Raw genomic sequence first — 23,797 nt, forward strand, 5'->3', positions numbered from 1 at the left:
ATGGAAGATTTATTGAATTCGGAATCAAAAAAAACAGAACCCTATCCCTCATTAAGCTCAAAAATAATTGGTCTTACAGGAGGTATTGGCTCGGGTAAAACTACTGTAGCAAAATTTATAGAAAACTGTGGATTTCCGGTTTATTACTCGGATGACAGAGCCAAAGAAATCGTTAACGATAATACCGAATTAAAGATAAAAATAAAAGAACTGTTGGGTGATGAGTCTTATAATGAAAATGAGCTCTACAACAGGAAATTTGTTGCTAAAAAAGTTTTTGAGAATGAAAATCTATTAGACCAGTTAAACAAGATTATTCATCCCGCAGTTCGTATTGATTTTGAGAATTGGGTAAAAAATCAAACCAAATATTTGATCTTCAAAGAAACTGCTTTACTGTTTGAGCTAAAGCTTCATTTAGAATGTTATCAATCTATTTTAGTAACCGCAGAAGATAATATCAGAATAAAGAGAGTGATGGATCGTGACCTTAAAACTTATCGGGAAGTACAGTCTATCATGGAAAATCAAATGGTGGAAAAAGAAAAAATTAAGTTAGCTGATCATATCATTTACAATAATGGAAATTTGGATGATCTGAAAGAACAAACAGAGAAAGTCATTTTCGAGATAGAATAACCACAATTTAAATTAACAAAGTCACTGAAAATTCTCAGTGACTTTTTTGTATAATAGCTAAAGATGGTAAAAAATAAGCTCTCATTTCTGAGAGCTTATTCAATTTTTCAATTCAAGAGAAGAATAATTTTGATTATTCCTTAATGAATTTTTTCTGAGCAGTACCTTTTACGTCATCAATGTCTATTACATAAAGTCCGTTGATTAGTCTGCTTACATCGATCTTATTGTTTAAAATGATTCCGCTTGAGATTAACTGACCCGAAGCACTGTAAATCTTGTAATTCGCTTTCTTACTGATGTTTTTAACATTCAGTATGGTGCTTACTGGGTTCGGATAGATAAGAATATCTGTCTGGTTTACTGCATTATCTACAGGAAGTTTAGAAATTCTTACCGTATAATCTTCCACTTCACCATCTGCAAAACTTGTACAGTTTACAGGTATAGAACCTTTAGACATCGCTACTCTCATCACTACATATTTGTAGTCTGTCATGCTTACAAATGCATCAGCAGGAACGGTGAATGTAGCACTTGCCGTAGGATTGGAGTTCGGTCCGTCTGCAAGAATTCTCTCATTAAGATCAAACTCTCCGTTTCTGTTGAAATCAATCCAAACAGCTACACCAGAATCAGATGCCTGAGTTTTATTGATCACAATCTGGTTACCTGCAGAACCCTGAACCATTTCTATAAAAGCATCAGGATCATTAGTATAATTCGTATACGTGGATGCCAAAGAAACTTTAGTCATCTCAGGTTTGCCCGTTGGTCTGGCTGTAACTTGTGAAATATATTCAGTAGTTGAATTAGCAGATTGCATCGGACAGTAAGTAACCGTTGGGGTTGTGAAGTAGTATGGAGGAGTAAAGTTACCCGGTGTACCACTGCAAACATTGGCTACCTGCATCTCATATTTCGTTAATTCAAGAAGACCCGTAACAGTATACGTATTGGTGTTTACCGTAATCGTATTCCAGCCAGGAATTCCAACTTTTCTGTATCTGAAGATATAAGAGTTTGTAGCTCCAGGTCCTGTAAATGCATCCCAAACCACTACTGCACTGGTAGGATTAAGCTGAGTAATGGTAAGTCCCGGTGGCGGTACCTGACACAGTCTTACCGTAGTAAACACCTGAGGATTGGAGAAGTTATTCGGTGTGGTTTCTCCAACACAGATATTCGCTACCTGTACTTCATACGTTACAAATGAACTTAAACCTGTAATCGTGTAAGAGTTCAATGGCGGCTGTGGCAATGTAGGAGCTGAAATAGTGATCCATGTTCCTGTCCCTACTTCTCTGTATCTTAAAATATAATTCGCACTTGCTACAACAGGATTCCATGTTACTACTGCCGAGTTAGCAGTAACATTGCTTACCACTACATTCGGAGGCGTAGGATCGCATCGAGTGGTAAAGGTTCTGATTGGCGTGAAAGTTCCTACTGAAGTATTACAAACAGCTGCAATCTGTACCTCATACTGCGTGGCAGGCGTTAAACCTGTCAGCTGATAAGGAGGAATACCGGTGATGGATGATACATTCACTGAAGTCCATGCAGAAGCAGGAGTCGTTACAGGTCTGTACTGAATAACATAGCTCAGGTTATTCGCTGCCGGTGTCCATACGATATTGGCTGAAGTATGCGTAATGGTATTGAAGGTAGGAGTTCCAGGCGTTGCATTGCTGCATGGTCTGAGTCTTACCGCATAATCTTCTACCTCTCCATTAACTGGTCCTGTACACATAACCGGAGCACTTGTACGTCTAAGTGCTACTCTCATAGTAGTAGTGTACGGTCCGGTGTAAGTACTTGGCTGGTTTGGAACTGTAAATGTCGCAGTTACAGGAGTGGTAGTACTTGCTGCTGATATTAAAATTCTTTCATTATCTGCAAAAACTCCGTCTCTGTTATAATCAATCCATGCCGTTACTGCATCACTGTAAGTGGTACCATCCCACCCTTTTCCAACTGAAATCTGGTTCCCGACAGAACCTATTTCAAGGTTGATCACTGGAGTTGTATAGCTCGTGTAGTTGGTCTGAAGAGTCGTATTGCTTACCACAGGGAAGTTAACAGGCGTTACCGTTACATTGGCAATATAATCATTGGTGCCTGTTCCTACCATCGGACAGTAAGACAGTGGCGGTGTCGTAAAGTTGACAGAAGGACCAAATGCACCCGGTGTCCCGTTACAAATCGTCTGAACCTGAACCTGATAAGCGGTCTGCTCGGTAAGTCCTGTAATCGTGTAAAAACTCTGACCGGTAGGCGTTCCTGTTGGTAAAACCTGTCCCGCTGCAGATGGAAGCCATGGTCCGCTTGGACTAAGTCTCCACCTGATAACATAATTGGCTCCTAAAGTCGGAGTCCACGAAACTAATGCCGTGTTGTGGGTTGGGGTCACATTAACAGGAGTTGGAGGCGCTGTTGTACAAGGTAAAAGGTCAATAAATTTAATTTCATAATCTTCTACCTCGCCATTGCTTGTTAAATTAGCACACGCATCGGAAGGAGTAAGAAAATATACGATCACCCGCATCTTAATCTTACTTGGTCCAGAATATGCATCTACAGGAACTGAAAAACTTGCAGTAACAGGAGTTGTATTAGAATATCCCAAATTCATAATCCTCTCTCCTCCCGGTGTTCCGACAGGATTGTTATTAAATATTCCATCTCCGTTAAAATCAATCCACGCATATGTAGAATATGTTCCCGAAGCAATAGACCTTCCTACAGAAAGTGTATTATTATTAGTTCCTCTTATTAAAGTAATTGTTTTTGTTGGATCTGTTGAATAATCTGTGTAAGTACTTGGTCCTGAAGGATTATTAGTAGCAGGAACATAAGTACCTATCATAGAAATATTACTGATATAACCATTCGTTACCGTTGCTGTTCCAGAGCCACAATACGTAAGAGCAGGGGTAGTAAAGTCAACAGGTGTAGAAAAAGCTCCCTGAGTTCCACATATTGTTGCCACTTCTACCTGATATTGTGTCTGCTCTATCAATCCTGAAAGCGTTACGTTATTTACAAAAGGTGTAGTAACATTAATCGTTTGCCAAGGTCCTGAAGGCAGCACCCTGTACCGTACAACATAAGTTGCTCCCTGACTTGCAGTCCATGAAACCGAAGCTGATGTAGCGGTAACATTGTTAACCGTAACATTAGCAGGAGGCGCATTAGTACATGGTGCCAAAATAGTTCCTACCAACTGAAGTCTCGGAAGAACCGAATATCTGCTGGTCGCAGTTGGCGGATTGGCAGGATCAGGATTATTGGTTGTATTGTAATAAAGCATTCCTCTATTGGCTCCTGCACTGTAACTTCCCCAATTAGCAGTACATGATGTGCCTGTAGAGTTTTCATCAACCGCAACTACTACATTACTGGTTCCATCCCATAGGAATGGTGTTGCGAGCGGTATCTCCACCCAGGTTCCGGCGGTCATTGCAGGAAGTATTCCCGAATAAACCTGAGTCATAGCTCCTGCAGAAATCCAGCTGGTTGTAGTAGAAAAATCATTTTGAGCAGTATTGCCCATATAAACCACCCATTGATTATAATTTCCTTGAGTTGTTGCCGTACTGGATACAAAAAACCTGATTGACGTGATATAATTGTTAGTTCCTACTGCTGCTGAAACTTCAGCACCTGTATAGATTTGCTGAGAATAATTAAATCCTGAACACGAGTAAACAGGTAAAAAAGCGTGCGTTGCAGTTCCGCCACCAATCTGACCCGGTGTAAAAGGTTCTCCTTCCACCCAGACTGACTTATCAGAAGCAGAGCATACCGATCTCACCCACCAGTAATAAGTTGTTCCTGAAACCAGAGGAGAAATCGAAGCCGATGTCCCCGGAATTATAGTTCCGACTGTTCCGGCTGTTGGTGGAGTATTAGTAGTTGAGTAATAATACTCATAACCACCTGCAGGAGCAGGAGCAGGAGCCAAAGGCGCAGCCCAGTTTAGCGTACCTGAAGTCGGCTGTACATTAGACACAGGAAGAGTAACCGGCTCAAAACAGCTCGGAGCCTGAATCACCTGGATCTCATCCAAAAGCACATCATCGTAAAAATAACCATTACCCGACACGTCTTTATCAACTGTAAATTTAAGCTGTACAGTAGATCCAACATAACTTGCAGCCAAAGCAACACCTACCGTTCTCCAACCAGAATCGTTGCTGTTATCAGACCAAATCTGAACCCAACCACTACCATCGTTAACAGCCAGTTTGAGTTCATTGTTTGAGTAATTAGGAAGCGTTCCTGTAGATGAAGTGAGATGATTTTTAAACCATTCAAATTTCACATAAGGATTCGTAAGTCCTGTAAGATTAATCTGCGGACTGATAAGCTCAACATTATTTTCGTTGGTATAAGGCGAGCTTGCATCTACCCACGCAAAAGTTCCCGCAGGTTTACCTCCGTTTCCAGTGGCTCCATAACCTGCAGAACCGCTAAATTTCCATCTTGCGTTTGCACTAGTGGATGTTGTTGTGGGATTTTGGTTTGTCCAGCAGGCAGGAAGTGATCCCGTGCTGAACGACTGTAAAAACGGGACGGGTAACGGCGCACAGGTTTGTGCCGAAACCTTGAACTGCATACACAGCAAGAGTCCCAGAATCATTAGAAATCTGTTCATAATTGTTTAGAATAATGGATTAGTAATTTGTTTAAAAAACTTCTTCGACTAAGAAATTTTAAATTTTTCGTAATAGAAATAAAAATAGTAGAGGTTTTCCCCATAGGCGATAATTTATTTGTTATTGAAACCAAATATAGGTTTTTTATTTTAATTAAAATATAAAAAAAGATGTATTTATTTTAAAATATTAACAAAAATAAAGCAAATTAATCACTAATTATTTATCAAAAAATACCCCAAAATAAAAAAAAACTATATTTTAAATATTCAAATATTAAAATAACATTAAATTGTCAGTATTAGTAAAAAAACTAATTACAGAAAATTTTTCTTTTAAAACAAAATAGTTTCAGGCAGAAATAATTAATGCAAATGATATCTCAAAGCTTTAATAAAAAACCAGTAATTTAGCCATCCTAAAAATGACAATGAACGCAATAGCCTACATAAAAAATAACGTTACTGTACCGGAAAAAAGTATAACGGCAACAATCAGACTTTTATCTGAAGATTGCACCGTCCCTTTCATTGCCCGTTACCGAAAAGATGCAACGGGAAATTTGGACGAAACACAAATTGAGCAGATTTTAAAGCTTAATAAGCAGTTTGAAGATATTGTTAAAAGAAAAGAAGCTGTTCTGAAGTCTATTGAAGAACAAAATTCTTTAACCGCAGATCTGAAACAAAAAATTGAACAAAGTTTTGACATTCAGGAGATTGAAGATTTATATTTACCTTTTAAAAAACGCAAAAAAACAAAAGCTGATGCAGCCAAAGAAAAAGGACTTGAGCCACTGGCAAAAATCATCATGAGCCAAAAAGCAGATGATATACAGTTTTTAGCCTCAAAATATCTGAATGAAAATGTATCTTCCGAAGAAGACGCTTTACAGGGAGCAAGAGACATCATTGCAGAATGGATTAACGAAAACATGTATGTCCGAAAAAATCTGCGCCGGCTTTTCCAGAGGAAAGCCATGATCACTTCCAAGGCTGTAAAAGCAAAAAAAGACGAGGAAGCTGCACAAAAATTTTCTCAATATTTTGAATGGGAAGAAAGCCTCACCAGAACTCCTTCTCATCGACTTTTGGCAATGCTGAGAGCAGAAGCAGAAGGCTTTGTGAGAACCAACATCAGTATCGACAAAGACGAAGCATTAGAATTTATTGAAAACGCAATTATAAAATCTGATAACGAGTGTTCTGAGCAGATTTCATTAGCTATAAAAGACAGCTACAAAAGATTACTGGAGCCGGCAATTTCTAATGAAGCCCTACAGGAAGCCAAAGAAAAAGCAGATAAAAAAGCCATCGAAATTTTTTCTGAAAATCTTGCGCAGCTTCTGTTGGCTCCGCCATTGGGAGAAAAAAGAATTTTAGCCATAGATCCGGGTTATAAAAGCGGGTGCAAAGTAGTCTGTCTGGATGAAAAAGGCGATTTGCTGCACAATGAAACCATTTATCCTCATCCTCCGCAAAACGAGAGCGGAATGTCAATGAAAAAAATCCGCTCTATGGTAAATGCCTATAACATTCAGGCAATTTCCATCGGAAACGGAACGGCAAGCCGGGAAACGGAATTTTTCATCAAAAAAATCGGTTTTGAGAAGCCTATTCAGGTTTTTGTAGTTTCAGAAGCGGGCGCATCGGTTTATTCTGCAAGCAAAATTGCAAGAGATGAATTTCCGAGTTTCGATGTTACCGTTCGCGGAGCTGTTTCTATCGGACGAAGACTTTCTGATCCTTTGGCTGAACTGGTAAAAATTGATGCAAAATCAATCGGAGTCGGGCAATATCAACATGATGTAGATCAGACTTTACTAAAAAACGAACTGGATTCTACGGTAATGAAATGCGTTAACTCAGTTGGAATTAATCTGAATACAGCCAGCAAATCTTTATTAAGCTACGTTTCGGGAATCGGAGAAAAAATGGCAGAAAACATTGTGAATTACCGGACAGAAAACGGCGCATTTGAAGACCGGAAACAATTAAAAAAAGTTCCGAGACTGGGCGAAAAAGCCTTTCAGCAGGCAGCGGCTTTCGTAAGAATTCATCATGCCAAAAATCCGCTGGATAATTCTGCCGTACATCCCGAAGCCTACGGAATTGTTGAAAAAATGGCAAAAGATTTAGGCATAAAAACAAACGAACTTATTGCTGACAAACAGAAGATTGCTTTGATTCAGCCTGAAAAATACATTACAGACCAAATCGGGATTTTAGGAATACAAGATATCCTGAAAGAGCTGGAAAAACCCGGACTTGATCCCAGAAAAGCGGCTAAAGTATTTGAATTTGACCCTTCCGTGAAAAAGATTTCAGATCTGAAAATCGGAATGATTCTTCCAGGAATTGTCAATAATATTACTGCTTTTGGATGTTTTGTAGACCTCGGAATTAAAGAAAGCGGTCTGGTACATATTTCTCAGTTGAAAGACGGCTTCGTTTCCGATGTAAACGAAGTGGTAAAACTTCACCAGCACGTTCAGGTAAAAGTAACCGAGATAGATGAAGCCAGAAAAAGGATTCAGCTAAGTATGATTTTGTAATACACTTCAATTGAAAATTTCAGAAATAAAGGAAAGAAAAATTATCCACAGACCTACGCTCAGCTTTGATGATTACGGAAATAGGATTTATCATTCTTACGAATATTATTTACCGTATAATCCGGGGTTTAAAGGAAATGAAACCCAGAGACTGTTTGCAAAATGGATAGATATGGCATTATTTGTTGTTATCTTTCATTATGCATTCAGCATACAAATCATTGCGGGCATATTGCTGTCCATAGTTTGTGTCATTATTTTAGGAGCGCTGTCCGAGTTTTATTTCGGAACTACTTTGGGAAAAAAGATATTTAGGATAAAAGTTATTGATGATGAAGGAAATCATCCCGATTTTCGGACTTCGTTAAAGAGAAATATTTTATGCCTGGCTAATCTTTACCCCACTTTTTCTGAAGCAACTTCCGGAAGTATTGCCATGGGAACACGTACCACAATACAAATGCACTTTAGCATGCATCTGAACAATAAAATGTGTACAACATATATTATCAAAGAAAGCAAGATAACGGAAATAAAAAGTCTTCTGGAAGACACCCGATCAGCAAACAACAGTCATCGTATCGACTGAAAAGTTATTTTTACCTGAATTTTACAATAAAAAAACAGAGCCGGCTTTTAGAGCCGGCTTCATTATTATTTTTTTGATTCTTCAACAGAAACTTTTCTGAATTCTTTGAACAATTTGCTTAGTTCCAAAGCTGATTTACGAGCTCTTGTACCTGCTGCCTTGTTACCTTTTTCTGCTTGTTGGCTTGCTTCTGTTGTAAACGCTTCAAACTCCGCGTTGATTTTTTCGATAAGTTCTTTCATGTTTATAATAATTTTAGGATGCAAATATATGCTTTCAGATGGTTTCCGCCTAACATCAAAAAGAAAAAAACCATGTAAAATGAATATTTATGGTATTTTCTTCAGCCTTTAATGGCATTTGAGAGCGAAAAATGCATTGCAGCAACGTGGCAGAGCAGAATTTATTACGGAAAACCTTAATTTTTGTTAAGTGGGTTTTCTTATATTTGAGAAATTATAATCTAGATTTACGCATTGCGTTAATGGTGGGTTGACGCAATGCGTGAATGTAGAAGATATAGCCAATTATACAAACAGCAGAGAATGACTGGAAGATACAAAAAAAGCATATTAGAACTTTTATCAAACCTCCATGAATCAAAAATAAATCCTTTCGAGAATATCGAAAAATGGTTAATTCTACAGGAAAAACTCTTAAGTAAAACTATTTACATTGAAAATAGAATTCGAACATGTAAAGAAGAAATTAAGGAATTACAAAGGGTAAGAAAAAATCCAGCACAAAGATTATCAAAAGAAGAATCGATAAATGTAAAAAGTAAAATTAAAGAATTAGACTATAATATAGATGAATATCATTGGCTTCTTTTGATTTTAAAAAGTATTGGAGACGGTATTGCTTTTACCTTTATTCATAAACTTGATATTAAACCACAGAATTTTAAAGAATCACCAGGATTTCTTTCTGGAAAGAAAGGTTTAATTCTAGAGAAAAAAATATTAAGACATTCGTTTAAAAATGGTTTAATTGCTATTCTTAATGATTTGACATCTGTTTTAAAATATGCAGATGTAACTATGATAACCGAGGATGGATTTTTCCCTATTGAGGCTAAATCTAGTGAAATGGACAATGAAAGGATTCGAAGACAAGCCGAGAAGACAAATAAACTATATAAATATCTTGAGGAGGACGAAATTGTTAATTTATATGGTGAAGATGGGCAGATTATGCGAAGAGTCGCATTGTGCAGTGATGAGATTAATTATCAAAAAGAATTTAGCAATTTACTTGAATCAGCAAGGGTTAAAGGATACGATTCTTATAAATTTGAAGATGGATTTTCATGTATAGTTGCATTTAAAGAATTTGACACGAATGAAGTACTTGATAGTGTTGTAAAAGGAGAAGGTTTTACAACTCCATATTTTTTTCATTTAAACATGTATAAATTTATGGGATATGGATATTATCCATTTTCGTTATTATTCAATTCAGCGGAACATTATTGGGATTTTTTGGAAGGAAATATAAATGTGATAGTTTTTATAGATTTCTCGGCAATCGAAAAAATTTCAGAAAATTACGGATATAATGTAGAAAGAGCTAAAATGGAAGATTACGCTTTTACCTTTAAATCTAAAAATGAAAAAAATGAAGTCTCATCATTTAGTATGTCTGAACATTTCTTTTTTAGAACTTTTATGGAAATGGTATCATTAAAGTGGTTACTAAATGACACTTTTCTAAGATTTAAGAATAGAATCGACTAAATAACTGGCCATAACAAGGGTTTGGCGAAATGGAGGGTTAAAGTTATAACTTCAACATTTACACATCTTTCGCCGCATAAGCCGATTTTATTTTCTTTTTCATAAATTAGCAAATTGAAATCAGCTTATGCTACTGTGGTGCAAAAGTGAATTTTTGTACTTCCTTTTCCGCCACTGTCGCCAAGCCCCAAACCTCTATCTGTAATTTTACACTAACCACGCAAAATTGGAAAAAATTGAAAAAAATTTATACAAAGAATATTTTGAAACTTTAAAATATTATCTAACAATTCTTAATATTGATAAGGATAAAAGAATACTTGGTTGTACAGAGGAAGAAATAGAAAGTATAAAATCTAAAAAAGAAAATTTTCCACTTGCATATGAAGAATTTTTGCGAAGTATTGGAAAATCTTTTTTATTTGAATTTATGAATGCCGAAAATATGGCATTTGAGGATTTAGATTATATCAATGAATTTGCAAATGAAGTATTTAGCAATAATTCCTTGGAATTAGAAGATGAGTTTGTAGTAATTTCAGAAAGAAGAAATGATTATATATCTTTAATTTTTACGGAAAATGAAAACCCTCAAGTTTGGATTATGAGTGAGTGTTGGGATAAAAAAAATGGAGAGAATTTATCAATTAGAACAGAATCATTTACAGATTTAATGAATCTATTTTTTAGAGAAATATTACAAAATCATACAGCGTCTTTTCATTTTGTTTCAAGTAAAATAAAAGATACTGAAAAATATATTCGGAATAAATATATTTGCTGGGTCAAAGGTCTAAATCAAATAAAAGAAAAAATTGATGATAATAAAAATGACAATAGTTTAGTTAATCAACTAAACCAGTATTTTCTCAATTATTATTTACCTAATAAAAATACCTTTGATAAAATATTGAATGATAATAAGCCTGAACAAAGTAATAAAAAATCAGGAAAAATTACTACAGAAGATAGTAAAATACAGCAAAAAAAATACAATTCTGAAAAAAAACAATCGCTATTAAAAGTATTTTTAAATTTTTTTAAATAAAAACTACAGACAACAAGGTTATGGCTATTCTCCACGGAATTTTGGGCTGGCTTTATGTGATTTATTTTGCTTTGACCGATAACAAATAAAAGCACCTTGTAAAAATACAAAGTGCTTTAAGTATCAAAATATCATATTCTATGATCAAGGATCTAAAATGACCTTCATACAGTTGTCATCTTTTTTTATTTCATTCCGTTTCTTTGTTTTTCCAGCTTCCAGGCTCTGTGAGAGGCAATTGCTGAAATGAAATTCTGATCTCCACAGTTGTTTTCCTCGAGAATTACTGCATAATCCTCATGTTTTTTGGTATAAATGTCCGTGTGATCATAAATAAGCTCTGTATGATTCCCGAAATAAATTGCCTTACAGTGACGGTAAGCTTCATTGATGAAATCCAGTACGCCGTTTTTATAATCAGGTTGAACCCAATGATGGGTAGAATTTTCTCCAGAAACCACATACACAGCATCAAAACAAACGCTTGCCGTACTTGTAATGGAATGATGAGGCATAAATGTGATGCCGTTTTCACCTTTTACCGGAATCATTTCCGGAGCTACAAACTCTACTACTCCACCCTGCTCTTCAAGTTTATTCTTAAGACCGGAAACACTTTCATCGTTAAAACCGTCTGCAATCAGAAAAGCAATTTTTCTGCTTTTAATGGAGTCTTTTATCGTATTTGCCATGCTTAATGCTTCAGAGACTTTTGTTTCAGGCTCACGCTCTTCACTCTGCAATGATTGGGAATCCGCATCTGCAGGAATACTTCCGTTGGGTTTTTCTAATATTTTTATTTCCACAGCAAGCTTTGAAGCTACTTTTTGAGCCAGTTCCTTATCAATAAAGTTAAGCTGACTTACCATTCTCTCACGAATTGCCGGAATTGTTACTTTGGTCAATTCAAAAATTAAAGCTTTCTGCAAGTGTTCTTTTTCATAATCCGCCTGACTGTTGTAAAACAATTTTGCCTGAGAATAATGATCAACAAAAGATTCACTTCTTGCTCTGATCTTTGTTCCGCTTATTTTTTCGCCATACGAAGCAAAGCCGCCATCTTTTATCATTGCCTGAAAAGGACATCCTCCGCCAATAGAATTAGGCTCATAGCTTACCTTTCCTTTTGCAATCTGCTGTCTCATATGACCGTCACGCTGATTGTTGTGAACTGTATTTATTGATCTGTTGATAGGAATTTCGTGGAAATTCGGCGATCCTAATCTGGAAAGCTGGGTATCTGTATACGAAAACAATCTTCCCTGAAGAAGAGGGTCATTGGTAAAATCTATTCCCGGCACAATATGCCCAGGATGGAAAGCAACCTGCTCTGTTTCGGCAAAAAAGTTGTCGGGATTTCTGTCTAAAGTCAATGTACCGAAAATCTCAACGGGCACAACTTCTTCAGGAATAATTTTGGTGGGATCCAAAAGATCAAAATCAAAATCAAATTCATTTTCCTCAGGCACAATCTGTACTCCGAAATCCCATTCCGGGAAAGCTCCTTTTTCTATTGCTTCCCAAAGATCACGACGATGAAAATCAGGGTCAAATCCTGAAATTTTCTGAGCTTCCGGCCATGCTACAGAATGAACTCCCAGTTTTGGTTTTAAATGAAACTTAACAAAAGATGCAACGCCTTCACTATTAACGAATCTAAAGCTGTGAACACCAAAACCTTCCATCATTCGGTAACTTCGCGGGATGGCTCTGTCGCTCATCAGCCACATAATCATGTGCATACTTTCCGGCATTAATGAGATAAAATCCCAGAATGTATCATGTGCCGACGAAGCCTGTGGAATTTCATGATCAGGTTCTGGCTTTACGGCATGTACCAAATCCGGAAACTTGATGGCATCCTGTATAAAAAATACAGGTATATTATTAGCCACAAGATCGTAATTTCCTTCTTCTGTATAAAATTTTATGGAAAAGCCTCTTACATCTCTTGCAAGATCGGTACTTCCCCTGCTGCCTGCTACTGTTGAAAATCTTACGAAAACAGGAGTTTCTTTGCCGGCTTCAGACAAAAATTTTGCTTTGGTATATTTTTCCATGCTTTTGGAGAGTCTGAAAACTCCATGTGCACCAGATCCTCTTGCATGTACAATTCTTTCTGGAATTCTTTCATGGTCAAAATGGGTAATTTTTTCTCTCAGGATAAAATCTTCAAGAAGTGTTGCTCCTCTCTCATCTGATTTGAGTGAATCCTGGTTGTTGTTGATTTTTAAGCCTTGGTTTGTCGTCAGTTTTTCACCGGAATTATCGGTGGTATATTGTTGTAACTGATCAACTTTCGGATTGTTTAAATTGTCTTTTTTCATAAAATATTGGTGATTATATTCAAAAGAATACCTTCCTGAAAAATTTATTGTCAGGTAAGTATAAAGTAAAATTTTAGCTGAATAAAATGTTCAGCTAAAACATAAGGTATGTATCCATTACAGACATCCGCAAAAATGCTGTAAAGATTAATGGTTTTAATTATAAAACTTTCTTAGCGACGATTAGGAGAGGCAACACTATCTCTCATCATTTGTGATGAGTCCGGTCTTCCCTGTGCATTTAATGCTGCAGTGTCGGAAGGCGGAAGTGCCATAGATGTATCTGTTGACATATCGGCTGAATTCATAGTATCAGTCTGATTGTCTACCTGCGTTTTTTCTTTTGAACAGCTGATTACAGTAAGCCCAAGAATAAGGGCACAAAAAAAATACGTTTTCATATAAGTAATATTTATTGGTTTTGGTTATCCAAATTTAACCTTAAAATAACTTACATCTTATGACTTCAATCATATCAAACTTTATTTTACAAAGAGATTACGTTAGAAAAGATAATTTAATCAGAAATTATACACATATTTTTCCGTTACAAATTTTGAGCAGATTTTCTTTTTCTAACTTTTTGACGGTTCGAATTACAGTCTCTACTCTGAGACCTGTAAGACTTGCCAGCTGCTGCCTGGAAAAAGGAACAATATATTTGAAAGGTTCCGGCTGTTTATGATGGTGTTTCAGAAGTTCAAAAACTTTACAGATTCTGTACGACGGTTTGTTTTCTGATAAAGTACTCAGCATTTTGTGACGATAAAACATCCTGTCTGAAGTATATGCCATAATGCTTTTCATAATTTCGTCACAAGACTCTATCAGTTTGAAGAAATTTGATCTGGAAAGCTTCCAGATTTCTGTATCTTCAATTGCAACAGCATTAATGCAGTAAGGATGATCACTCCATAAAAAGGTTTCGGCAAAACAGTTTCCAATGGTTGGAAAACTGTGTATAAACTCGCTTCCATCGTCTCGATAAGTATTTAGCTTAACAAGACCTTTAGAAATCTGGTAATAAAATTTTGGATAAGAATTTTCTAGAAAAATGGTTTCACCTGCTTTGTATAGCTGTATTTCAGCATCATTTTTAATGAGTATTTCTTCATTTATAACCATAAATTTTCTAAAGTTTATTTTTTATGAAAGTCAGGTATCTGTAAGTACACCTGTAGAATTTTAAAAGCCAGCAAAAGTATCATAATAACATCAAAAAAATTATGATCAGCAACATAAACCCGCTAAATAGAAGATAAAAAAAATTTAATTTTCACATACCACATATATTATGCTTGGCATATTGATTGCAAGTTATACAGTACACCATCACCAAATATATTAATATGAATCAACTTGCCTGCAAATCGTGGGCAAGTTTATTTTTATATTTAAGTATGGAAATTCTGTTGTTTATAACACATCAATTATTGGCGTTATACTTATAAAATAATATCATTGCATACCACAAACATTTTCAGAGGCATACAAATTGTAACTTCATTCTAAAAGTATACAATGGAAAAAGCAGAAACCACCAATGTTTTAAACGATCTTCTACAAATAACCAACGACAGAATCAGAGGTTTTGAGAAAGTGGAAGGAAAAGTCTGGGAAAATTACTCCGGATTAAAAGGTGAATATGAAAAAATGATTTCACAGTCTAAAATGATGAAAGTTGAAATTATTAATCTTATTACGGAAAGAGGAGGAGATCCTAATGACAGTACTACGGTAGCGGGAAATCTTCACAGAACCTGGATTGACATCAAAAATTCGCTTCCTACAAGCAATAAAGACATGGAAACGCTTGAAAATGTTGTTTTTGGTGAAAAAAATGCTATTGAAGCATACGAAGAAGCTTTAAAAAGCGGAAATCTTGATAACGATAGCCATAAAGTAATTTCTGATCAGCTTAATAGTCTTAAAATTTCTTATGAACAGTTCAGTGAAATTGAAAAGTATAAAAGCAGAGAAGATTAATTTAAACAAATAAGAATACAATGAATTATCAGGAAGCTTTAGCTCATAAAAAAGAGTCATTAAAAAATGCCGACAAAAATGTTCTGGATATGTTTCATCTCGTCATTGCTCCTGCGAATACAGATGATGCCAAAAAGTTTATGGATGATTACCTGAAAAATCCGAGTGATTTTGATGATGAAAGCTGTAAAAATTACTCCTCGGATAATGAGTATGAAGTAATGAGTTTTAAAAAAGAAAATTGATTTTCACATGGTCTGATAATTGTAATTAATGAAAGTAAATCATTTAAAATATTATTATGGAAACAAAAAATGCAACTGCTAAAAAAAGCACAGCGAAGAAAAACACTAAAAATACTACAAAATCTTCAAAAACATCATCATCGAAGACTGCTGCAAAAAAAGACGCAGCTAAAGATCTGAAAGATTTATTTGAAGATTCATTAAAAGATATTTATTGGGCAGAAAAGGCACTTTCTAAAGCGCTGCCAAAAATGCAGAAAAATGCAACAGATCCTAAACTTAAAAAAGCAATCGGCGATCACCTGGAAGAAACAAAGGAACAGATTACCCGTCTTGAAGGTTGCTTTAAATCTTTAAAAAAGAAAGCGCAGGCAAAAAAATGTGATGCAATGCAGGGATTGCTGGATGAAGGCAAAAGTATCATGGAAGAAACAGAGCCCGGTGCAGTAAGAGATGCCGGAATCATTGCTGCCGCACAAAAAGTTGAGCATTATGAAATTGCCACTTACGGAACTTTAGCTGCGTATGCCAAAATACTTAAAGAAAAAGACTGTCTAAAATATCTTATTGAAACACTGGACGAAGAAAAAAACTGCAATAATCTTTTAACGAAAATTGCTGATACCAATCTGAATTCAAAAGCTATGAAATAAATTTTCAGACAGTAAAAAAAAATATCCTTCATAATAACGATGAAGGATATTTTTTAATGGCTTAATCTTTCGGCATAAAGATATTTTTCAACCATTCTTTCAAGCTTATTCAGATCAAATGGTTTAGCAATAAAATCATCAGCCTGAGCCTTTTTTGCGAGTGAACTTATATCGCTGTTAGCGGTCATGTAGATCACCGGAATATTTTTATAACTATCTTCATTTCTTAAAAGCTTCAATGCTCCTATTCCACCAATCTCGGGAATCCAGTTATCCATTAAAATTAAATCCGGAAAAAAAGCACCTACCCGATCCAGAATATCCTGAGAGGTCTGGGAGATTTGCACTTCATAACCGTTCTCTGCAAAAATAATTTTGAAAACATCAAGAATGGACTGATCATCGTCAAAAATTAGAATTTTCTTTTTCATATCTCAAATATTTCACTTCAAAATTACTCCCTAAACGAAATACCATATTATGACTTGAGTAATGTTTTATTACAAATAAATTCCTTATAGTAGATATATTATAACAACAAAAAGACCGCCATTTTATATGGCAGTCTCACATTTAGAAGTAATTATTTTTATTTTGCTTCAAAATATACTCTTCTATTAGCTCTGTTTTTCCATTCAGGACATTTAGAAGCCGGGTCACATTCAGGATATTTCAGATCTTTCTTTCCATTTCCTTTAGAATTAAGCTTAGTAGCCTCTACCCCGTTTCTTACTAAATAATCTTTTACGTTTCTAGCTCTTTTTTCAGATAAATTTTGGTTGTACGCTTCCGTTCCTCTGGTATCTGTAGCACCAATTACAGTATAACTTCCATTTGAAGAATTGATGTAATTAACTGCATTATTTAAAATTGGTGTATTAGAAGGTAAGATTTTATCTGAGTTAAGATCAAATTCGATTCCGTCTAATTTAGTTTCAGCTTCAGAAACCATTCCACCGGTATTGTTTGCCGGTCCTGTAGGACATCCCTGATTTTCAACCGGTCCCGGAACAGTTACACATTTATCATACAAATCAATCACTCCGTCCATATCTACATCCAAAGCAACACCTGCACCGTCAACTCTTGCACCTGCAGGAGTATCAAGCTGTCTGTCCCAGTCATCACAAACTCCGTCATTATCGGCATCACCGCTTTTACATACTTCAAGATCGTTTACTTTAGATTCCAAAACATCCATTTTGTAGTAAATTTCCTGTAGCGGATCATGCCACATCAAATGAGAATCGTGTTTTCCTAAGTTGATGCTAAGACCTAAAGTTGCATTGAAAAAATTGTCTGAAACCTGATCTTCTCTTCTGTTGATAGCGCTATATTGTTCTCCTCCACCATCAAACTGATCGTCTGTGGTTACAACATACATTACTCTACCTTCAAGATCTACTCTGTTGCTGATTTTATATTTAAGACCGGCTCCCGCTTGTCCGAAAAATGAAAATCCGCTGAATGGCTTCACTTCAGTCATTAACCGTTGCCCAAATTCGTCTTTCTGATATGCTCTGTAAGCTAAAGTTCCGATACCAGCATATCCATGAAGTGCCCATCTGTAAGGAGATTTGTTATCAACCCTTCTTAAAAGGTTTGAGAAATTAATATCCCCCAATAAAGATATTGCATCGTACTGTGTTCTGGCTCCTACCTGCTGAGTAACAGATGCGTTTGCAGGCGCATCGTCTTTAGTATTGAACCATCCTTGTCTTGTTTCACCGCGGTCATACTGCAATTTTAGACCGAAAGCATGAGTAATAGCTTTATCAACACTAAAATAAGCTGAATAACCAAAAAGATTTTTACCGTTTCCGTTTTTAATTGAAGTAAGATCTGCGGACTGCATCAACGGTACCCCGGCTCCAAAAGAGATTGACCAGTCATTGAATCTTTTAGAAGACTGATTAAAACGTTGTACATTGGCAGAACCAGAACTAAATGTGTTCGGATATTCAGTATTATCCACAACTTGTAAAGAATCCTGCGCCAATGCTGCAGTAGGAACTGCAATGGCAAGCGATAAAATTGCTAGTTTTGATTTCATATAATTTATTTATTTGATTGTTTAATTCTTAAAAAAAAAAATTGAAAATTGAACAGATGTTAATTATAAAATTTTATGATAAAACATTAGAAAATTAACATAAGTAGTGTGCCGTCTCATATCCAATTACCATACCAAAGAAACAAAATGATAGTTTTAAGTTTATTATTTAAATCATGTTGTATTATTAAAAAAATAACAATTTATAAAAGTTGATAAATAATTAATTTTTTTCAAAATGATTGATTTATATATTTCTCAATGAAAATAATACAATAATACATTTATGGTAATTGATAATTTAAGCACAAGACCTTGAAAAAATTTCACGTCCCAAATAGAACAAAAGATGCAGAGAATTTGACGGTACAAAAAGCTGAATATTATTAGAATTAATCATTTTAAACTTCCAGCTGTATTTTTTACAGTAATGAAGTATTTGCTGTAGATCATTATCCAGCAGAGCAAGTGTTACAGAAATTTCCTGATTATTAATAGTAGATGGATTCATATATATTCTGATTGGTCTATCTTCCCTTTGCAATCAGCATGCCACAGAACTCACTCGTCTCTAAAAACTTTTATAGATTCATCCGAGAAAATGATGGCAATTTCGACAGCAGATTCAAAATCAATTATATGACTTTTATTATCTTCATCTTTATTGTCAAGATTATATATGGTAACTTCAAAAGGATCATGCGTTATAACAGCAGGTTTACCTTCAACGACTTTTCTTTTTTTATATAGAACTCTTACGTTTTGAATAAGTGAAGTATTATCAATAAATTCTTTTTTTAGCTCAAAAGTTATTTCCATAGATTATTTATTAGGTATTAAAAAAAACAATCCTAAAAATCACTCTTTAGGATTGCAAAATTGTAACATGTGATCAATATGGATCACAAAATCAAAAATCAAAAATTAAAAATTTGAATTCTAATTTTTCATTTCGTTTAAATTACTGAATTTGTTATAAGAAGATTTTAGATGATGAAGCTGATCGCTCACAATTCTTGAGCTTTCCGGACACAAATCTCCACTGTCTAAAGCATCCTGATAGGCGTCTATTGCTGCTTCTTCACCAAAAACCACATTTTCTAAAGTAGACTCTGTTTTATCACCGGAAAATGAATTTTTAACATCAATCCATGCTCTGTGGATTGCTCCTGCTGTACTTGTAGTATTGTCTGCATCTCCTCCTTTTTCACGGATAAGACTCATCAGTTCAGATTTCATGGTTTGCGACTGACTTACCATTTGATCGTAATCTGCTTTCAAAGGAGAATACGTTTCCCAAACTTTGTCTTCTACTTTAGAAAATCCTTCAATTCTGTCGTTCGTAATGTTCAGTAGATCGTTTAATACTGAAACTGTTCTTTCGTTTTGCATAAAAATATTTTTTGTGATGTGTTTACTTTCTTGCAACGACCATACCATAAAAGGCATTTTATAATTAAAAATTAAAGATGTGGTATCTTTTTAAGTCAATTATTTTTTTTTAAACATAAATTTTACGATTGATAATTTTTAGAAAGTTTTCTTTTTCCAGCTGTTTCACAGTACGGATAACTGTTTCCACACGTAATGCCGTTAAAGAAGCCAGCTGTTGGCGCGTAAGAGGAATTTCATATTCAAATTTTTCGGAATCCTCATTATAGCTTCTATAGTAATCTAAAGCTCCTTTCACTCTTACTGCTGGTCTTAAAGAAGAATTGTTATCAAGCATTATATATTTGTGATAAAGTCTTTCTGAAAGAAACTTATTGATATCCCTGGATACATGAGGATTTTCATCTAATAACATCTCAAATTTTGCTTTAGGTAGTTTCAAAATTGTACATTCTTCGAACGTAATTGCATTTACAGGATATGTTTTATCAATAAAAAGCAAAAGTTCACAAACACTTAATCCTTTTTCCAAAATCGCAAAAATAAGTTCTTTACCTTCTTCGTTATAATTGTTGAGCTTAATTCTTCCTTCTACAATCTGATAATAGTATCGGGGACTATCTCCTTCACTAAAAATAACATGGGACGGCTGAAAAGTTTCGGTTTCTGCTCCGTATCTCATAAGAAGATCTTCATGTATCAGCATAGCTTAATTTTTTTAGGTTTAATAAAGTATTCAAAGAAAGTATCTGTTGTAAACATCTAACAACAATTATTCCAATGCAGGAATAATTTTAATGTATAAAAACCAAGCATATTTCTATTTTTTAAAAAATTTTGCAATTTTTTTGAATAAAACTACATAAAGGCATAAAAAGTGTATTGTATGAGTACAACCAAATAAAAATTATATATTATGAGAAGTATTTTGTGGCTTGTAGCCGTTATCTGCATCATTGCATGGCTTTTAGGAATGTTGGGAATTATTCCCGGAATGGACACAGGAAGTTTAGTACATGTCTTATTAGTAATTGCAGTAATCGTTATCGTGATTAATTTACTTACGGGACGAAAACCACTTAATTAAACTAAACAAATTAAAAGAATAAACAGCTGTCAATCGGCTGTTTTTTTTTTGCTTTTAACTAAGAAACAATAAAAAAGAGTATTTTTTAGTTATATAACCGGAGGGTTCAGTCTATATATCATCAAATTATTATTTAATTTTCAAATATTTGAAAATCAATCATTTAAAAATCTATATACCATTCTAGTTTTATAAATTTTTACGTTAATATTTATAAATGCTACCCACACTTGTTTGCCAAAGAAAATATATGCTTATATATTTGTTACAGAAAAGCATGAGACACTAATCATTCATATATAACTTTTCATCATTCAGTTTTCATGTAGAATATCAGGGTTCGGACAAGCTAGGAACATGAACCCTGTTCTCTACAATTCCAGAAATATTTTTTGATGAAAATCACCATTTATACCATCACATTATATTAATAAAAAAATCTAACCTTCTTTGCGAAGGTTAGATTTTATTTTTTGTAAAGTATAACTTTTTCTAAGAATTATTCTTTTGATCTTTCCAGCTCACTGATTCTTTTCTTAATAAAATCTGCCGGTCTTATACCATTTTGTTCAAGAAAAATATTAGAGAAACTTTGCCGGTTACTAAAACCAGCCGCTGAAGCAATGTGTTCAATTGAATACTTTCTCCACTCCTTATCATGATAAATTTTCTCGGTAGCGAAATTGATTCTTAAGACATTAATATAAGTGTTGAAGTTACTGCCTTTATATTCATTAATTACTTGTGACAGGTAAGAAGTATTTGTTTTAAACTGTTCAGCTAATTTTTTTAATGTCAAACCTTGTTCAAGGTAGCCTTGATTTTTTTCAAAGTTCTGTATGTCTTTCAATAACTTTTCAACAATACTATTATCAAACTTAATATTTTTCTCAGAATCAGCTATTGGCTCTTGCTTTACCGGAATTTCAACAGGCTGCTGTTGCTGCTGTTGCTGTTTTTCTTCCATTTTCTTTAGCAGATCTTCATAACTTTTTTGGATTTTTTTCTGTTTCTTAAGCCTCATATAAATTACAAAAGCAAGAAATCCAATAACAACTACACAAAATAAAAGCAAAATTTTACTGAAGGAATTGCTTTTTTCTAAATCTTCTTTAGTGTCCAAAAGCCTTTTGGTATCATATTCTTTATAGACACGTGTAGATAAATATTTAAAATCAGCTGCAATGATGCTATCCGCTTTCAATAGCTGATTAGTATAATACAACTCCTCCTTATGATTTTCTCTTTTCTTGTAAAATTCTATGAGTTCTTCATAATTTGTTCTTAATTCCGGAAGAATAAAGGTGTTTTTATTGAAAATTGAATCTACTTTTTTATAGTTCTCAACTTCTTTATCATGATTTCCAAGAATTTCATAACTTCTACCTTTATAATAATAAATATATGAAATCCATGTAAAGTCATTAACTTTAATTAATTCAGGCAAAGATTTATCAAAATATTCAATGGCTTTATTATAGTTCTTCTTTCTAAACTCTGAAATACCTATGCTTTTATTAAAATAGCTCTTCTCCAGATAAAAATCTTTAGAATCAGGTAAAGTCTTTATTCCTTCTTTTAACAATTGATCAGCCTGCGCATTCTTATCAAGCATCTGATAACAGACAATCGCTTGGTGAAGTGAGTTAAAATAACCCTTTCTATTGTTAAATAAAAGGTTTTTGTGCAGATTATCACTCAGCTTTGTTTCAAAATACCTTATGCAATCATTAAAAATTTCTAGAGCCTCGTCGTAGTACCCTAAATAACTTTTAACAACACCAATATGATATAAATTTTGATATTTTAAAAAGTCATCTTTAGAATCTTTTAAGTGCTCATAAGCTTTTAAGTATTCTTCTAAAGCTAACTGAAACTTTCTCTGGTTAAAATAATATATTGCACCTTTACTTAAAAAAGCATCACCAATCAAATCTTCATCTCCTGATTTTTTTGCTGCTGCTATTGCACTATCAGCATAGTTCAATTTATTATTTGATGAATATAATATCGCATCTTTGTATGCTTGAAAAAGCTCTTTATGGTTATTTTCTGACTTGGCTTTCTTTATATATTGATTAATAAACACAAATGCTCTTGAATCATTTTCTTCAAAACCGTAATATTTCTCTCTCAATTTAGAATAATAATCCTGTGCATACAGTAATACAGTAAGCATAATAAAGAAAGAAGTAAAAATTTTTTTAATCATTGATATCTCCCTGACAAATTTTCATCAAAAATACATAAAAACTATTTATAATAAGCTATTTTAAACTGATCTGTTTAAATTTTTAAACAGCATTTTTTTATTAATGCTTTTATTACAAATTGTAAAAATTTATAAATCAGACCCCCTGTTTCTTGCTTTAAGTACAGATTTTGACTACTTTCGAGCATCTAAAATTATCAAAAAATAGTAAGTTTAATCATTAATCCTAGTACAATGAAAAACAATTTTATAGCACTTAGCTTAGCAATTATCGGAATTTGCACAGTTGCCTGCAGGCAGTCTGATGAAAACTTTGATGAAGATTTTAAAGCATCTAAAGAAAATGTTGAAGAACCTCAAATGACAGCAAGAGATTCGACAGGAATAAACCCAGATCCACCAAGAAACGGTACACATTGGAAAATAGCAGGTAAAAACAAGGAGAATCCAAAAGAGACACCTGAATCAGGAAGTCTAATAGTTATAAAAAGAGATACCATAAATACTCCAACAACTGATATAGGTGATAATGGCGGTGGTGATCCTCCTAGAAATGGAACACACTGGAGAACAAAATAATAAGACATTTTTATTTAACAACTACTACTTTCTAAA

General features: G+C 34.3%; 22 protein-coding genes. 10 read left to right on the forward strand and 12 right to left on the reverse strand.

The features are described 5' to 3' along the window. Nucleotides 1–639, forward strand: a complete 639-nt coding sequence (gene coaE, locus FNE73_RS08935) for a dephospho-CoA kinase (RefSeq protein ID WP_143884285.1) — start codon at nucleotides 1–3, stop codon at nucleotides 637–639. Between the two features lie 133 nt (nucleotides 640–772). Here coaE and FNE73_RS08940 read toward each other — a convergent pair whose 3' ends face one another. Continuing rightward, entirely contained in the window at nucleotides 773–5,299 is a 4,527-nt protein-coding gene (locus tag FNE73_RS08940) for a fibronectin type III domain-containing protein (RefSeq protein ID WP_143884286.1), read from the reverse strand. A 431-nt stretch (nucleotides 5,300–5,730) separates the two neighbouring features. Here FNE73_RS08940 and FNE73_RS08945 point away from each other — a divergent pair, with 431 nt between their 5' ends. Further along, on the forward strand, nucleotides 5,731–7,854 hold the full coding sequence (locus FNE73_RS08945; protein ID WP_143884287.1) for a Tex family protein: 2,124 nt from the start codon (nucleotides 5,731–5,733) through the stop codon (nucleotides 7,852–7,854). Nucleotides 7,855–7,864: 10 nt separating this feature from the next. Next, nucleotides 7,865–8,443 (forward strand): RDD family protein, encoded by a 579-nt coding sequence (locus FNE73_RS08950; protein WP_143884288.1) that lies wholly within the window; start codon nucleotides 7,865–7,867, stop codon nucleotides 8,441–8,443. Nucleotides 8,444–8,508: 65 nt separating this feature from the next. Here FNE73_RS08950 and FNE73_RS08955 read toward each other — a convergent pair whose 3' ends face one another. Continuing rightward, nucleotides 8,509–8,685: a histone H1 gene (locus tag FNE73_RS08955; RefSeq protein WP_130913526.1), complete on the reverse strand. Its 177-nt coding sequence runs from the start codon at nucleotides 8,683–8,685 to the stop codon at nucleotides 8,509–8,511. 303 nt (nucleotides 8,686–8,988) lie between these two features. On the opposite strand from FNE73_RS08955, the gene FNE73_RS08960 reads away from it, so the two are divergent. Further along, nucleotides 8,989–10,179, forward strand: coding sequence for a hypothetical protein (locus FNE73_RS08960; RefSeq protein WP_143884289.1), 1,191 nt, complete (start codon nucleotides 8,989–8,991; stop codon nucleotides 10,177–10,179). Nucleotides 10,180–10,405: 226 nt separating this feature from the next. Beyond that, nucleotides 10,406–11,227 (forward strand): SMI1/KNR4 family protein, encoded by an 822-nt coding sequence (locus tag FNE73_RS08965; RefSeq protein WP_143884290.1) that lies wholly within the window; start codon nucleotides 10,406–10,408, stop codon nucleotides 11,225–11,227. A 185-nt stretch (nucleotides 11,228–11,412) separates the two neighbouring features. Here FNE73_RS08965 and FNE73_RS08970 read toward each other — a convergent pair whose 3' ends face one another. The 3 genes from FNE73_RS08970 to FNE73_RS08980 form a co-directional block, all read right to left on the reverse strand. Beyond that, on the reverse strand, nucleotides 11,413–13,554 hold the full coding sequence (locus tag FNE73_RS08970) for a catalase (RefSeq protein WP_143884291.1): 2,142 nt from the start codon (nucleotides 13,552–13,554) through the stop codon (nucleotides 11,413–11,415). Between the two features lie 173 nt (nucleotides 13,555–13,727). Beyond that, a complete protein-coding gene (locus FNE73_RS08975) occupies nucleotides 13,728–13,955 on the reverse strand; it encodes a hypothetical protein (protein ID WP_143884292.1) in 228 nt (75 codons plus the stop codon). Between the two features lie 127 nt (nucleotides 13,956–14,082). Next, nucleotides 14,083–14,679 carry a Crp/Fnr family transcriptional regulator gene (locus FNE73_RS08980; RefSeq protein ID WP_143884293.1) on the reverse strand — a complete coding sequence of 199 codons (597 nt, stop codon included), beginning with the start codon at nucleotides 14,677–14,679 and terminating at the stop codon, nucleotides 14,083–14,085. Between the two features lie 396 nt (nucleotides 14,680–15,075). Between FNE73_RS08980 and FNE73_RS08985 the strand changes: the two genes are divergently transcribed. The 3 genes from FNE73_RS08985 to FNE73_RS08995 are packed head-to-tail and all read left to right on the forward strand — an operon-like array spanning nucleotide 15,076 to nucleotide 16,438. Beyond that, a complete protein-coding gene (locus FNE73_RS08985) occupies nucleotides 15,076–15,540 on the forward strand; it encodes a PA2169 family four-helix-bundle protein (protein WP_143884294.1) in 465 nt (154 codons plus the stop codon). 20 nt (nucleotides 15,541–15,560) lie between these two features. Beyond that, nucleotides 15,561–15,785, forward strand: coding sequence for a hypothetical protein (locus tag FNE73_RS08990; protein ID WP_143884295.1), 225 nt, complete (start codon nucleotides 15,561–15,563; stop codon nucleotides 15,783–15,785). Nucleotides 15,786–15,841: 56 nt separating this feature from the next. Further along, nucleotides 15,842–16,438, forward strand: a complete 597-nt coding sequence (locus FNE73_RS08995) for a YciE/YciF ferroxidase family protein (protein ID WP_143884296.1) — start codon at nucleotides 15,842–15,844, stop codon at nucleotides 16,436–16,438. Nucleotides 16,439–16,491: 53 nt separating this feature from the next. Here the strand turns inward: FNE73_RS08995 and FNE73_RS09000 are convergent, their stop codons facing one another. The 6 genes from FNE73_RS09000 to FNE73_RS09025 form a co-directional block, all read right to left on the reverse strand. Next, nucleotides 16,492–16,869: a response regulator gene (locus FNE73_RS09000; RefSeq protein WP_143884297.1), complete on the reverse strand. Its 378-nt coding sequence runs from the start codon at nucleotides 16,867–16,869 to the stop codon at nucleotides 16,492–16,494. A gap of 158 nt (nucleotides 16,870–17,027) precedes the next feature. Continuing rightward, the gene (locus FNE73_RS09005; protein WP_143884298.1) at nucleotides 17,028–18,491 is read right to left on the reverse strand and encodes an OmpA family protein; all 1,464 of its coding nucleotides are present in this window, start codon (nucleotides 18,489–18,491) and stop codon (nucleotides 17,028–17,030) included. 301 nt (nucleotides 18,492–18,792) lie between these two features. Further along, the gene (locus FNE73_RS09010; RefSeq protein ID WP_143884299.1) at nucleotides 18,793–19,002 is read right to left on the reverse strand and encodes a hypothetical protein; all 210 of its coding nucleotides are present in this window, start codon (nucleotides 19,000–19,002) and stop codon (nucleotides 18,793–18,795) included. Nucleotides 19,003–19,052: 50 nt separating this feature from the next. Next, the gene (locus tag FNE73_RS09015; protein WP_143884300.1) at nucleotides 19,053–19,310 is read right to left on the reverse strand and encodes a hypothetical protein; all 258 of its coding nucleotides are present in this window, start codon (nucleotides 19,308–19,310) and stop codon (nucleotides 19,053–19,055) included. 120 nt (nucleotides 19,311–19,430) lie between these two features. Beyond that, nucleotides 19,431–19,883: a PA2169 family four-helix-bundle protein gene (locus tag FNE73_RS09020; protein WP_089744456.1), complete on the reverse strand. Its 453-nt coding sequence runs from the start codon at nucleotides 19,881–19,883 to the stop codon at nucleotides 19,431–19,433. 109 nt (nucleotides 19,884–19,992) lie between these two features. Further along, the gene (locus tag FNE73_RS09025) at nucleotides 19,993–20,589 is read right to left on the reverse strand and encodes a Crp/Fnr family transcriptional regulator (RefSeq protein WP_143884301.1); all 597 of its coding nucleotides are present in this window, start codon (nucleotides 20,587–20,589) and stop codon (nucleotides 19,993–19,995) included. 210 nt (nucleotides 20,590–20,799) lie between these two features. Here FNE73_RS09025 and FNE73_RS09030 point away from each other — a divergent pair, with 210 nt between their 5' ends. Beyond that, a complete protein-coding gene (locus FNE73_RS09030; protein ID WP_130913537.1) occupies nucleotides 20,800–20,970 on the forward strand; it encodes a lmo0937 family membrane protein in 171 nt (56 codons plus the stop codon). A 499-nt stretch (nucleotides 20,971–21,469) separates the two neighbouring features. Here FNE73_RS09030 and FNE73_RS09035 read toward each other — a convergent pair whose 3' ends face one another. Next, nucleotides 21,470–23,182 carry a helix-turn-helix domain-containing protein gene (locus tag FNE73_RS09035; RefSeq protein ID WP_143884302.1) on the reverse strand — a complete coding sequence of 571 codons (1,713 nt, stop codon included), beginning with the start codon at nucleotides 23,180–23,182 and terminating at the stop codon, nucleotides 21,470–21,472. Between the two features lie 234 nt (nucleotides 23,183–23,416). On the opposite strand from FNE73_RS09035, the gene FNE73_RS09040 reads away from it, so the two are divergent. Continuing rightward, on the forward strand, nucleotides 23,417–23,761 hold the full coding sequence (locus FNE73_RS09040; RefSeq protein ID WP_143884303.1) for a hypothetical protein: 345 nt from the start codon (nucleotides 23,417–23,419) through the stop codon (nucleotides 23,759–23,761). Nucleotides 23,762–23,797: the final 36 nt, after the last annotated feature.

Origin of the sequence: Chryseobacterium binzhouense (genome assembly GCF_007474545.1) — a bacterium.
In the GTDB taxonomy this organism is placed as follows: Bacteria; Bacteroidota; Bacteroidia; order Flavobacteriales; family Weeksellaceae; genus Chryseobacterium; species Chryseobacterium binzhouense.

Coding starts and splice junctions, on each gene's coding strand:
- coaE (WP_143884285.1), top strand. CDS start 1: ATGGAAGATTTATTGAATTCGGAATCAAAAAAAACAGAACCCTATCCC.
- FNE73_RS08940 (WP_143884286.1), bottom strand. CDS start 5,299: ATGAACAGATTTCTAATGATTCTGGGACTCTTGCTGTGTATGCAGTTC.
- FNE73_RS08945 (WP_143884287.1), top strand. CDS start 5,731: ATGAACGCAATAGCCTACATAAAAAATAACGTTACTGTACCGGAAAAA.
- FNE73_RS08955 (WP_130913526.1), bottom strand. CDS start 8,685: ATGAAAGAACTTATCGAAAAAATCAACGCGGAGTTTGAAGCGTTTACA.
- FNE73_RS08960 (WP_143884289.1), top strand. CDS start 8,989: ATGACTGGAAGATACAAAAAAAGCATATTAGAACTTTTATCAAACCTC.
- FNE73_RS08970 (WP_143884291.1), bottom strand. CDS start 13,554: ATGAAAAAAGACAATTTAAACAATCCGAAAGTTGATCAGTTACAACAA.
- FNE73_RS08975 (WP_143884292.1), bottom strand. CDS start 13,955: ATGAAAACGTATTTTTTTTGTGCCCTTATTCTTGGGCTTACTGTAATC.
- FNE73_RS08980 (WP_143884293.1), bottom strand. CDS start 14,679: ATGGTTATAAATGAAGAAATACTCATTAAAAATGATGCTGAAATACAG.
- FNE73_RS08985 (WP_143884294.1), top strand. CDS start 15,076: ATGGAAAAAGCAGAAACCACCAATGTTTTAAACGATCTTCTACAAATA.
- FNE73_RS08990 (WP_143884295.1), top strand. CDS start 15,561: ATGAATTATCAGGAAGCTTTAGCTCATAAAAAAGAGTCATTAAAAAAT.
- FNE73_RS08995 (WP_143884296.1), top strand. CDS start 15,842: ATGGAAACAAAAAATGCAACTGCTAAAAAAAGCACAGCGAAGAAAAAC.
- FNE73_RS09000 (WP_143884297.1), bottom strand. CDS start 16,869: ATGAAAAAGAAAATTCTAATTTTTGACGATGATCAGTCCATTCTTGAT.
- FNE73_RS09005 (WP_143884298.1), bottom strand. CDS start 18,491: ATGAAATCAAAACTAGCAATTTTATCGCTTGCCATTGCAGTTCCTACT.
- FNE73_RS09010 (WP_143884299.1), bottom strand. CDS start 19,002: ATGAATCCATCTACTATTAATAATCAGGAAATTTCTGTAACACTTGCT.
- FNE73_RS09015 (WP_143884300.1), bottom strand. CDS start 19,310: ATGGAAATAACTTTTGAGCTAAAAAAAGAATTTATTGATAATACTTCA.
- FNE73_RS09020 (WP_089744456.1), bottom strand. CDS start 19,883: ATGCAAAACGAAAGAACAGTTTCAGTATTAAACGATCTACTGAACATT.
- FNE73_RS09025 (WP_143884301.1), bottom strand. CDS start 20,589: ATGCTGATACATGAAGATCTTCTTATGAGATACGGAGCAGAAACCGAA.
- FNE73_RS09030 (WP_130913537.1), top strand. CDS start 20,800: ATGAGAAGTATTTTGTGGCTTGTAGCCGTTATCTGCATCATTGCATGG.
- FNE73_RS09035 (WP_143884302.1), bottom strand. CDS start 23,182: ATGATTAAAAAAATTTTTACTTCTTTCTTTATTATGCTTACTGTATTA.
- FNE73_RS09040 (WP_143884303.1), top strand. CDS start 23,417: ATGAAAAACAATTTTATAGCACTTAGCTTAGCAATTATCGGAATTTGC.